Here is a 10,184-nt window from a genome sequence, read left to right as displayed (position 1 = left end):
CGTCGGCCCGTGGGTTCGTTCCACGCTTCCTCCGGACGCTCGGTCGCCCTCACGCCCTTGCGCTTCCCTTCCCTCGTCGTGACCTACTCGGGGGAGGACTTTCACCTCCAAGCCAGTGCCCATGCCGGGCGTACCGAAAAAGCGCGGCGCCCCGCCGGGGACGCCGCGCCGCCTTCCTTCCTGGGAGCCGCCGGTGGGCCCTATTCCACCCGCTCGAACCGGCTCCCCGGCGCGCCGCACACGGGGCACTTGTCGGGGGCCGCGCGCTCGTGGGTGTAGCCGCACACCGGGCAGACGTAGTAGTCGAAGGTCTCACCGCCCTGGGCCAGGTTCTCCAAGGCCTTGCGGTACAGGGCCTCGTGGATCTTCTCCACCTCCCAGGCCCACTTGAAGCTCCGAAGCGCCCCGGTTTCCCCCTCGGCCTCGGCGTCCTTGATGAACTCGGGGTACATGTTCACGACCTCGTGGTTCTCGCCCTGGATGGCGGCCTCGAGGTTCTCCTTGGTGCTCTTGATGTTGCCGAGCACCCGGAAGTGGTTGTGGGCGTGCACGGCCTCCGCGGCCGCGGCCGCCCGGAACAGCTTGGCCACCTGCGGGTAGCCCTCCTCGTCGGCCTTCTTGGCGAAGGCGAGGTACATGCGGTTAGCCTGGGACTCGCCGGCGAACGCAGCCTTCAGGTTTTCGGTGGTCTTGCCCATGACGCTTCCTCCTTACGTGAAAAGGGGATGGCTTCGATGAGTGCCCGAATGCTAACCGACAAGGTTAGCATTGTCAAGGCCTCCGCGTTCACGCTACCACGGTTTCGGAAGGGCGCAAGGCAGTCCCGCGAATCGCCCCGTCTGGCCCCCTCGGGGTGTTTGACACACCCGGGGCCCGGGGCTAGATTGGGGTTCGTTGACCGTCCCGGTAAAAAATACGACCCAAGGAGTCGGACATGAAGGAACAGGTGCAGGCGGCGTTGGATAAGGTGCGGGTGAACCTCCAGGCCGACGGCGGAGACGCCGAGCTCGTGGACGTCACCGACGACGGCGTGGTCAAGGTGCGGCTCAAGGGGGCCTGCCACGGGTGCCCCATGAGCCAGATGACCCTGAAGCGGGGCATCGAACGGGTGATCCGCGAGGCCGTGCCCGAGGTCAAGGAGGTCGTGGCGGTCGATTAGGCTGTGCCCGAGCGGCGACCGTTGACCGAAGACCGACGACGGAAAGGTTCCCCATGTACAAGGTGAAAACGTTCGGCACCGACATGAAGGTGTTCCGGGTCCACGAGGAGCTCGAGGCCCTCGACGAGCGGGTGAACCGGTTCTTCGCCGAGCGGCCCCAGGCTCGGCTCCTCGGCGTGAGCGACATGCCGGTCACCGACGACTCGGGCGCGACGATCGGCATGTTGCGGGTGGTGGCCTACGAGGAGTAGCGCCGGGCCACGAGCCCGGCGTAGGCGCCGCGCCGGTCGGCCCACTCGGCGTAGGTCAACACCCGGGTGCCCGGGAAAAGCCCGGGCAGCTCGCCCGATCGCAGAAGGTAGGCCGGCCGCCGGGGGCGGGACCCGGGCGGCCGCAGGGCGTGGCCGAGGTGGGTTTTGGCCACGATGAGGCCGCCCGGCACCAGGAGATCCGGGAGCCGGGGGAACCGGTCCCGGTCGAGGTAGTGGAAGAGGAGCACCGCGGCCCAGGGCCCCGGCGGCGGGTCGGCCGCCTCCAGGTCCCAGGCGGCGAACCGGGCCGGAAGACCCAGTTGTCGGGCCCGCGCCGCCCCCTGCCCCAGGCGGCCCAGGTCCCGGTCGAGGCCCAGGACGTTCCGGCCGATCCCGGCAATCCACAGGGCGTTTCGGCCGTTGCCGCAGGCGAGATCGAGAACCGGCCCGGGCGGGAGGCACCGAAGCAGGGGGGCATGGGCCGCGAGCCACGGATCGGGGGCGAAGGGGTGGCCGGTCATGGCACTCCAGGGTACCGAGTCGAACGCGCGGGGCAACCCCCGCGGGGAGGGAACGAAATGCGTCGGATGCGTGTGACCGCGGTGGTGCTGGCGGCCGTCCTGGCCGTGGCCTGTTCCCGGTACGAGCAAAAGCCGCTTCCGGTGCGGGTGCCGGCGGCGTACCCCAACGCGACCACCGTGTTCGGGGTGAACCTGGCGGCCGAGGCCCACGCCGACCCGGCCCGGGCCAAGGAACTCTTCGGGTTCGACATCGTGGGGGCCGGCGTGCTGCCGGTGCAGGTGGTGTTCGACCACCAGGGTGCCGACCCCGTGGAGATCGTGCCCGAGCAGACCTTCCTCATGGACGCCCAGGGCCAGCTCTGGAACGTGCTGGATCAGCGGCTCGCCTACAAGCGGATCCAAGACAAGACCGAGTGGGGCGAGATCGCGCCCGAGGCGGGCAAGGGGGCCCTGCTGGGCGCGGCCGCCGGGGCGATCGTGGGCGCGGCCATCGGCATCGTGACCGGCAAGAGCATCCCCGAGGCCGCGGGCAAGGGCGCGGCCGTGGGCGGCGCCGGCGGCGCCGTGCTCGGCGGGGCCAAGGGTCACCAGGACCCGGAGGTGGGCCGCTCGATCCGGGAAGACCTGCGCAACCGGTCCCTGGAGAACAAGCCCATCGAGCCCGGCATGCTGAGCCACGGGGTGCTGTTCTTCCCGGCCGAGGCCCAAACCCCCCGGCAGCTTCGCCTGCGGATCCGCAACACCCGCACGGGCGAGGCCCAGACCGTGATCCTGTCCCTGTGACGCCCCACCGCCGCGACGGAACCCGAGGCCCCGGGGCAGCCCCCGGGGCCGTTTTGCAGCGCCCCACGGAGCGCGACCTCCGGACCCTGGCCGGGCGGCTCGGCGAGGGCCGGGTGTCGTGGGCCGGGGGCACCCTCGAGCGCTACAGCCGCGACGAGTCCACCGTGCTCGAGGCCCTCCCCTGGGCCGTGGTCCGGCCCCGGTCGGCCGGCGAGGTGGCCGAGGTGCTCCGGTGGGCCTCGGCCGGGCGGTTTCCCGTGGTCCCCCGGGGGGCCGGCACGGGGGTGGCCGGGGGCGCCGTGGCCGTGGGGGGCGGGGTGGTGCTGAGCCTGGAGCGCCTCGACCGGATCCTGGAGCTCGACCCCGAGAACCTCACGATCACGGTGGAGCCCGGGGTGGTCACGGCCCGGATCGACGAGGAGGCCCGGCGGTTCGGGCTCTTCTACCCCCCGGACCCGGCGAGCCTGGAGAGTTGCTCCATCGGCGGCAACGTGGCCGTGGGCGCGGGGGGCGCCCGGGCCGTGAAGTACGGCACCACCCGGGACTACGTGCTGGGCCTGGAGGCCGTGCTGCCCGACGGCGAGGTCCTCGAAATCGGGGGCAAGAACGTCAAGGACGCGAGCGGCTACCACCTCAAGGACCTTTTCATCGGCAGCGAGGGCACCCTCGGGGTGATCACCCGGATCACCCTGCGGCTCGTGCCCCGGCCGGAGCGGGAGGTGGTGCTCCTCGCCCCGTTCCCCTCGATCCACGAGGCCGCCCGGGCGGTCACCGCGGTCCTGCGGGCCCGTGTGGTGCCGGCGGCCGCCGAGTTCATGGACGACGTAACCATCGAGGCGGCCCGGAGGTACCTCGGCCGCGACCTCCCCGGCGGCCCGGCCGCCGGGGCGTATGTTTTCGTGGAGCTGGACGGCCGGGATCTGGACGCCGAGATGGAACGGGTGGCCGAGGTGGTCCAGAGCCACGGGGCCCTGGACGTGCTCGCGGCCGAGGACCCGGGCCAGCGCGACCGGCTGTGGGAGAGCCGCCGGTGCCTCGGGGAGGCGTTGCGGGCCTGGGGCCGGCAGCTCGGCAAGGCCGACGTGGTGGTGCCCCGGGCCCGGGTGCCGGAACTCGTGGATGCCGTGCGGCAGGCCGGCCGGCGCCACGGGCTCGTGGCCGCGAACTTCGGCCACGCGGGCGACGGCAACGTACACGTGAACTTCCTGCGGCAGGACCTTTCGGAGGCCGACTGGGCCGAGCGCCTGCCCCGGGCCCTGGACGAGGTCATGGAGGCCGTGCGCCGCCTCGGGGGCCTCCCTTCGGGGGAGCACGGCATCGGGGTGCTCAAAAAGCCCCACCTCCAACGGTTCCTTCCGGAGCGGGCCCTGGCGCTCATGGCCTCGATCAAGGCCGCCTTCGACCCCCTGGGCATCCTGAACCCCGGCAAGGTGGTGTGATGGCGCGATTCCTCGCGGCGGCCCTCCTGGCCGCGCTGGTTGCGGCGGGCCCGGCCGCGGCCTGCTTCGGTCCGCGGCTGAAGGTGGCCGTGGGCGGCCCAGCCCCGCTTGCGGCCTACGTGTTCGGCTACTACGTGGAGGACCGGGCCGGCACCGGGGTGGAGTTCGTGGAAGCCCCGGACCCGGGAGCGGAGGTGGCCGAAGGCCGGGCCGACGTGGCCCTGGTTCCCGCGGGCGCCGGGACGCCAGAGGGCCTGGTGGTCCGGTCGGCCGGGGTCGTGCCCGGCGTCGGGCCCGCGTCGTTCTGGCTCCGGCCCGAGGTGCTCGACGATCTCCGGTTCACCCTGGTGGAGCGGGCCCTGGGTCGCATGCCGGCCCTGTTCGGCTCCGAGGCCTACCGGGCCGCGGCCGGTTCGGCCGACACGCCCCGGGCCGCGGCTCGCAAGGTGGTGCTCGATGCGCCGTAGGGTCGCCGTGGCGCTCGCCCTGGCGGCGCTCCTCGCCGGGTGCCGGGAACCCCGCACGTTTCGGATCGGGTACATGATCTGCAACTCCCGGGCCGAGACCGAGGCCCGGTTCGCCCCCCTCACGGCCTACCTCTCCGAGGCCACGGGCGCCCGGTTCGACCCGGTGTACCTCGACACGGTGGACGTGGAGGAGGCTTACGCTCGGGGCGAGCTCGACTTCACCCACACGAACTCGACGCTGTACGTGACCCTCCACGAGCGCCACGGACTGCGGTTGGTGGCGGCGGAAAAGCGCGGGGCCTTCGGCGCCCGGACCCTGGGTGCCGTGATCGCCCGCAAGGGCGCGGGCATCCGCACCCTGGCCGACCTCAAGGGCAAGCGGTTCGTGTTCGGGCCCCAGTGGGCCCCCTTCGGGTTCCTGGCCCAGTACGCGCTGCTTCTGGAAAACGGCATCGACCCCGAGGTCGATCTCGGCTACTACGCCATCCCCCATGGCTCCTGGAAGCACGAGAAGGTGATCTACGGCGTCCTCTACGGCGCCTTCGACGCCGGGGCCGCGCCCATGATCGACCTGGAGGAGATGACGGCCGAGGGCAAGATCGCGCCCGACGACTTCGTGATCCTGGCCAAAAGCGACCTCGCCCCCTACTGCACCGTGGGCGCCCGGCCCGACGTGCCCGGGGAATGGGTGGACCGGGTGCGCGACGCCCTCCTGGCCCTGACCCCGGAGACCACGGCCGAGGTGGGGGGCGAGAAGCTCCGGGTGCTCCAGCGGGCCCTCGTGACCGGGTTCGAGGCCGTGACCGATGCGGACTACGACCGGATCCGGGCCTGGGCCAAGCGGGCCAAGCTGCCCCCCTACGAGGAGTACTGAGGCCGTGGACCGGGAACGCTGGGTGCTGGTGGGGCTTGCCGCCCTCTTTGCCGCCTGGGCCGCCCTCGAGCTGCCGGGACTCGGCCGGGACGCCCGGGCCCGGCCCGACCCCTGCGCCGCCCGGGTCGAGCCCGCGGCCGTGGAGGCGAGCTATCGGGACACCGTGGCCCGGCTCGAGGCGGGCGACGACGCGGCCGCGGTGCTGGAACTCCGCCGCCGGGCCGAGGCCGGACCGCACCCGGCCTGGGCCTGGTTCTGGCTCGGGGAGGCCGCCTACCGCCGGGGCGCCTGGGCCGAGGCCGTGGCCCGGTACGCTCGGGCCGTGGACGAAAACCCCGCCGCGGCCGACCGCACCGGGCCGTTTCGGTCGGGCGCCGTGATGGCCGAGCGGCTCCAGGCCATCCGGAGCGGCCCGTGGGCCCAGGACCCCCCGCCGGAGGTGCGAAAGCTCTACGCGCTCCAGCGCCGGCTCGCCGGGGGGTGCGAATGAGGGGGGCCAGGGGCACGTCGGCCGCGGGTCGCCGGGCCGCGGCCCGGCCGGGGGTGCGCCCCTCTCGGCCGGAGGTCGCCGCCCGATGACCCGGGATCGGTCCCTGCCCTGGATCCTGGCCGCCGGGGCCCTGATGGGGCTCTTCGGGAGCCTCCTGGCCTACTGGGGCAACCCGGCCAACACCGGGATCTGCATCTCCTGCTTCCTCGAGAACGCCGTCGGGGCCCTGGGGCTCCACCCCAACCCCCGGATGCAGTACCTGCGGCCGGAGCTCCTGGGGTTCTTCCTGGGCAGCGCGGCGGCGGCCCTGGCGACCCGGGAGTTCCGGCCCCGGGTCCGGGCGGCCGGGGCCCACCTCCTGGGCCTCGGGTTTCTCATGATCGTGGGCTCGGCCGTGTTCATCGGGTGCCCCATCAAGATGGTGCTCCGGTTGGCGGCCGGGGACCTGACGGCCCTCGCCGGGGCGGCTGGGCTCGTGGCCGGGGTGTGGGGGGGCCTCCGGCTCGCGGCCCGGGGCGACCTGGAGGGGGCGGGCCGGCCGCGGCCGGTGCCGTGGCTCGTGCCCGGGGGGCTCGTCGCGGCGGCGCTCGTGCTCACGGCCCTCCTTTTCCGCCCCGGGGTTCTGCTGGAGAGCCGCTCCGGGGGCGGGGCGCTCCACGCCCCGATCTGGGCGAGCCTGGGGGCGGGGCTCGCCATCGGGGTGGCCTGCCAGCGCTCCCGGTTTTGCATCACCGGCTCGGTGCGCGACATCCTCCTCACCCGGAGCCGGGGCCCGGCCCTGGCCCTGGGGGCGCTGCTCCTCACGGCCGGCCTGGCCAACGGGTTTACGGGCCAGTTCCGGCTTGGCTATTATGACCCGCCGGGGGCCCATCTGGAGATCCTCTGGAACTTCCTGGGGATGGGCCTCGTTGGCCTGGCGGCCGTGGTGGCCGGGGGGTGCCCGTTCCGCCAGATCGTGCGGGCCGGGGAGGGCGACCTCGACGCCGCGGCCGTGGTCGTGGGCATGGGCCTGGGGGCGGCCCTGGTGCAGGCCTGGGGCCTCGGGGCCACGGCCGCCGGGGTGCCCGCGGCCGGCAAGGTGGCGGTGCTCTTGGGGCTGGCGGCGCTTCTGGGGCTCGGCGCCTCCGTTCGGGCTCCTTGACCCGGAACCGGCCTTCCGCTTGGGAAGGCTGCGAGCGCCGCATCCGATCCTCGGGCCTTCGCGTGCCGGTTGTCTGCGCCGTCGGTTCGAGCGGAACCAGCGGATGGCCCTGGGGCTCGACAAGGGGGCAGACGTTCCGGGGGCGCGTCGAGCCGAAGCGTCGCACGCGGCTCCCCCGGAGGCCCCATGCCCCCGGACTGTGAGATGGCGCCAAAGAGGCGTGGTCACGCTTGGAGCGCTGGAAGATCGGGGAGGGTTTCAAGCCTCCCAGCGTCCCAGCCTCCGAGCGTCCTAGCGCAACTTGCCGAAAGGAGGCGGGCGATGGATCGGCGGATACGATGCTGGGCGGCGGCGGTGGCGTTGGCGGGGCTTGCGGGGTGCATCTCGCTGCCCCAGCCCAAACGGATCTCCGTGCCCCAGACGGCCCGCACCGAGACCGAGCACATCCTCTACGCCCCCACCACCTGGCAAGGGGAGATCCGGCTCATCCGGCCGGTGATCGTGACCAAGACGGCCACCCTGACCCTCCAGCCCGGCACCCGGGTGTTCTTCGACATGCCCCCGGTGGAGGAGGGGAAAGATCCCGAGCCCTGGATCCGGGTGCTGGGGAGCCTCGTGGCCCTCGGCACCCCCGAGGCGCCCATCGTGTTGACCTCGGTGGGCCTTCGGAACAACGAGTTCGAGGACATGATCGCGCTGGAGGGGGCCAAGGAGGCCCACTTCCGCCACGTGACCTTCGAGCGCGGGCCCTGGGCCGTGCACAGCCACGAGACGCCGGTGGATTTCGAGGACTGCGTGTTCCGGGCGAACTACGGCGGGGCCCGGTTCCAGGGCGGCCGGGTCGTGATCCGGCGGTGCCGGTTCGAGGACAACCGGATCGGGGTGCGGTGCCTCAACGGCTCGCCCGTGATCGAGGAGAGCGTCTTCGTGGGGAACGTCACCGGCATCTTCTTCCGCCAGGGCGTGAAAGCCGCGGTGCTCCGGCGAAACAACTTCGACAACCGGGAGTACGATCTCAAGCTCGGCGAGGGGCAGGCCGACGACGTGGATGCGGCCCAGAACTGGTGGAAGGCCGCCGCCGAGGGCAAGCTCGCCGAGCGGATCTTCGACGGTGCCGACTCCGAGGGGGTGGGCCGGGTGACCGTGGAGCCCCAACTCACCGTGCCCTGGGGCACGCCGGAGAAGAAAAAATAGCCGTGCCGATCCTCCGACGAAACCCGCGCCTCGCCTGGCGCGACGAACCCGCCGCCCGCGACCGGATCGTGGCCGCCCTCGAAAAGGGCGAGCCGGCCGGGGACGAGGGTTGGGTGCTCCTCATCGACGGCGGCCAGATGCACCAGCTCAACCTCCTGGCCGGGGAGATCTGGCTCCTCGCGGACGGCACCCGAGACGAGGCGGCCATCGCCGCCGAACTCGCCCGGCGCTACGACGCCCCGGCCGAGGAGATCCGGGCCGACGTGGAGGCCTTCGTGGCCGAGTGCCTCGCGCGGGGCTGGCTGGTGGCCGAGGACGCCTGACCCGTGGAACTCACCGCACCGCTCACCGTCAACTGGACCCTCTCCTACGCCTGCAACTTCTCGTGCCGGCACTGCTACTCCCGGGGGCTCCACCGGCCGGAGCTCCCCCTGGAGAAGGTGCTCGCCCTCGTGGACGAGCTCGCCCGGTGCCGGGTGCTGTTCGTGAACTTCGGGGGTGGCGAGCCCCTGCTCTACCCCCACCTCTGGACCGTGGCCCGGGCCGCGGCCGACCAGGGCCTCCGGGTCAGCATGAACACGAACGGGTGGCTCCTGGACGCCGACGCCGCGGCCCGCATCCGGGAGGCCGGGTTCGCCTCGGTGGGGGTGAGCCTCGACGGCGCCACGGCCGAGGTCCACGACGCGTTCCGAAGCCGTCCCGGGAGCTTCGACCGGGCCCTGACCGCCCTGGAGCGCTTGCGGGAGGCCGGGGTCGCCTCCACCGTTTCGGCCGTGATCCACCGGGACAATGTGGGCTCCTACCGCCGGATCGTGGAACTCGCGGCCGCGCGGGGCGCGGGCACGGTGTACCTCCACAACTTCAAGTGCTCGGGCCGGGGGGCCGAGAACCGGGCCGAACTCGACCTTTCCCCGGACGAGTGGCGGCGGTTCTACGAGGACGCCCTGGCCTGGCGGGCCGAGGCCCCCGCCAAGCTCGCCTTCGACGACCCGATCCTGGCCCTCCTGGGCGAGGCCGAACCTGGGGCGGTGAAGGGGAGCACCTGCGGGAAGCTGTCGCTCCACCTGGAACCCGACGGCGAGGTGACCCCCTGCGGGTTCATCCCGGTCTCGGCCGGGAACCTCCTCGAAACCCCCCTGGACGAACTCTGGCGCACCTCGCCGGTGCTCCGGAAGATGCGGGAGAAGACCCCCCAGGGCAAATGCCGCACCTGCGGGGTGTACGGCGAGTGCCTGGGCGGCTGCACGGCCCGGGCCTTCGCCGTCACGGGCTCGTTCGACGCCCCCGACCCCCACTGCTGGGCCGGAGAGAACCGGCCCGAAGGAGAGGCGCCATGAAGAAGACGACCTACGTGAAGCCCAAGGTGGTGGGAACCTCCAGCGTCCACCCCTGCTGACGTCGGAGGCACCAGCAGAAGGGCCGGCCCCCCGGGGCCGGCCCTTCGTGCGTCCGGGCGGTTGAGGCGGGGGCGGCCGGTGTGACAGACTCCGGGCGAACCCCCGCGCCGGAGGAACCATGAAGAACCAGACGATCCTCGTCGTGCCCCGCACCGTCCTCGATCCCCTTCTGCGCCGGCCGAGGGCCCGGGTGCCGGCCGCCTCGTGGGCCGACGCAGCGGCCCGCCTGGGCTTGCGGGAGGCCCGGTGGATGCCCCGGCCCGCGGCCGAGACCGACCCGGACTGGAAGCAGGTCATTCCCTACGTGACGCTTTTCGACCCCCGGGGGCGGGTGCTCGTGTACCCCCGCCAGGGCACCGAGGCCCGGCTCCACGCCTTCTGGAGCCTGGGGATCGGGGGCCACATCGACCGGGAGGACGCGGACGGCGCGGAGGCCGGTCCGGCCCTCCTGGAGCGGGCCGCCCGGCG

General features: G+C 73.0%; 13 protein-coding genes and 1 pseudogene. 12 read left to right on the top strand and 2 right to left on the bottom strand.

Features of this window, described 5'->3' with window-relative positions; translation table 11 throughout:
• Window positions 1-200 precede the first annotated feature (200 nt).
• A complete protein-coding gene (locus ACY0I8_RS13075) occupies window positions 201-698 on the bottom strand; it encodes a rubrerythrin family protein (RefSeq protein WP_461395099.1) in 498 nt (165 codons plus the stop codon).
• A 236-nt stretch (window positions 699-934) separates the two neighbouring features.
• Between ACY0I8_RS13075 and ACY0I8_RS13070 the strand changes: the two genes are divergently transcribed.
• Both ACY0I8_RS13070 and ACY0I8_RS13065 read left to right on the top strand, forming a co-directional pair.
• Window positions 935-1,159, top strand: a complete 225-nt coding sequence (locus ACY0I8_RS13070) for a NifU family protein (protein WP_459943038.1) — start codon at window positions 935-937, stop codon at window positions 1,157-1,159.
• A gap of 53 nt (window positions 1,160-1,212) precedes the next feature.
• Entirely contained in the window at window positions 1,213-1,410 is a 198-nt protein-coding gene (locus tag ACY0I8_RS13065; RefSeq protein WP_459943039.1) for a hypothetical protein, read from the top strand.
• On the opposite strand, the gene ACY0I8_RS13060 is transcribed toward ACY0I8_RS13065, so the two are convergent.
• Window positions 1,398-1,931, bottom strand: a complete 534-nt coding sequence (locus ACY0I8_RS13060; protein ID WP_459943040.1) for a class I SAM-dependent methyltransferase — start codon at window positions 1,929-1,931, stop codon at window positions 1,398-1,400. The genes ACY0I8_RS13065 and ACY0I8_RS13060 overlap by 13 nt on opposite strands.
• Before the next feature lie 57 nt (window positions 1,932-1,988).
• On the opposite strand from ACY0I8_RS13060, the gene ACY0I8_RS13055 reads away from it, so the two are divergent.
• The 10 genes and pseudogenes from ACY0I8_RS13055 to ACY0I8_RS13010 form a co-directional block, all read left to right on the top strand.
• The gene (locus ACY0I8_RS13055; protein ID WP_461395098.1) at window positions 1,989-2,714 is read left to right on the top strand and encodes a hypothetical protein; all 726 of its coding nucleotides are present in this window, start codon (window positions 1,989-1,991) and stop codon (window positions 2,712-2,714) included.
• Window positions 2,715-2,767: 53 nt separating this feature from the next.
• The gene (locus tag ACY0I8_RS13050; protein WP_461395097.1) at window positions 2,768-4,153 is read left to right on the top strand and encodes an FAD-binding oxidoreductase; all 1,386 of its coding nucleotides are present in this window, start codon (window positions 2,768-2,770) and stop codon (window positions 4,151-4,153) included.
• Window positions 4,153-4,620, top strand: coding sequence for a hypothetical protein (locus ACY0I8_RS13045; protein WP_461395096.1), 468 nt, complete (start codon window positions 4,153-4,155; stop codon window positions 4,618-4,620). The genes ACY0I8_RS13050 and ACY0I8_RS13045 overlap by 1 nt, the downstream gene beginning before the upstream one ends.
• Complete coding sequence (locus tag ACY0I8_RS13040; RefSeq protein WP_461395095.1) at window positions 4,610-5,494, top strand: phosphate/phosphite/phosphonate ABC transporter substrate-binding protein; 885 nt, start codon at window positions 4,610-4,612, stop codon at window positions 5,492-5,494. Before ACY0I8_RS13045 ends, ACY0I8_RS13040 begins: the two co-directional genes overlap by 11 nt.
• A gap of 4 nt (window positions 5,495-5,498) precedes the next feature.
• Window positions 5,499-5,984 (top strand): hypothetical protein, encoded by a 486-nt coding sequence (locus ACY0I8_RS13035; protein ID WP_461395094.1) that lies wholly within the window; start codon window positions 5,499-5,501, stop codon window positions 5,982-5,984.
• 85 nt (window positions 5,985-6,069) lie between these two features.
• Entirely contained in the window at window positions 6,070-7,125 is a 1,056-nt protein-coding gene (yedE, locus tag ACY0I8_RS13030) for a YedE family putative selenium transporter (RefSeq protein WP_459943046.1), read from the top strand.
• A gap of 321 nt (window positions 7,126-7,446) precedes the next feature.
• Window positions 7,447-8,319, top strand: a complete 873-nt coding sequence (locus tag ACY0I8_RS13025; RefSeq protein WP_459943047.1) for a right-handed parallel beta-helix repeat-containing protein — start codon at window positions 7,447-7,449, stop codon at window positions 8,317-8,319.
• A 2-nt stretch (window positions 8,320-8,321) separates the two neighbouring features.
• Complete coding sequence (gene pqqD / locus ACY0I8_RS13020; protein WP_461395093.1) at window positions 8,322-8,642, top strand: pyrroloquinoline quinone biosynthesis peptide chaperone PqqD; 321 nt, start codon at window positions 8,322-8,324, stop codon at window positions 8,640-8,642.
• A gap of 3 nt (window positions 8,643-8,645) precedes the next feature.
• Complete coding sequence (locus tag ACY0I8_RS13015) at window positions 8,646-9,656, top strand: radical SAM protein (RefSeq protein ID WP_461395092.1); 1,011 nt, start codon at window positions 8,646-8,648, stop codon at window positions 9,654-9,656.
• A 178-nt stretch (window positions 9,657-9,834) separates the two neighbouring features.
• Window positions 9,835-10,184, top strand: a pseudogene (locus ACY0I8_RS13010) (phosphoesterase); the annotation flags it as partial.

This window comes from Deferrisoma sp. (assembly GCF_054681715.1).
This window is presented reverse-complemented; position numbering and strand designations above follow the sequence as displayed.

What these genes read in the sequence shown, in the direction of transcription:
- ACY0I8_RS13075 (WP_461395099.1), bottom strand. Translation starts at nt 698, where the DNA reads ATGGGCAAGACCACCGAAAACCTGAAGGCTGCGTTCGCCGGCGAGTCC.
- ACY0I8_RS13070 (WP_459943038.1), top strand. Translation starts at nt 935, where the DNA reads ATGAAGGAACAGGTGCAGGCGGCGTTGGATAAGGTGCGGGTGAACCTC.
- ACY0I8_RS13065 (WP_459943039.1), top strand. Translation starts at nt 1,213, where the DNA reads ATGTACAAGGTGAAAACGTTCGGCACCGACATGAAGGTGTTCCGGGTC.
- ACY0I8_RS13060 (WP_459943040.1), bottom strand. Translation starts at nt 1,931, where the DNA reads ATGACCGGCCACCCCTTCGCCCCCGATCCGTGGCTCGCGGCCCATGCC.
- ACY0I8_RS13055 (WP_461395098.1), top strand. Translation starts at nt 1,989, where the DNA reads ATGCGTCGGATGCGTGTGACCGCGGTGGTGCTGGCGGCCGTCCTGGCC.
- ACY0I8_RS13045 (WP_461395096.1), top strand. Translation starts at nt 4,153, where the DNA reads ATGGCGCGATTCCTCGCGGCGGCCCTCCTGGCCGCGCTGGTTGCGGCG.
- ACY0I8_RS13040 (WP_461395095.1), top strand. Translation starts at nt 4,610, where the DNA reads ATGCGCCGTAGGGTCGCCGTGGCGCTCGCCCTGGCGGCGCTCCTCGCC.
- yedE (WP_459943046.1), top strand. Translation starts at nt 6,070, where the DNA reads ATGACCCGGGATCGGTCCCTGCCCTGGATCCTGGCCGCCGGGGCCCTG.
- ACY0I8_RS13025 (WP_459943047.1), top strand. Translation starts at nt 7,447, where the DNA reads ATGGATCGGCGGATACGATGCTGGGCGGCGGCGGTGGCGTTGGCGGGG.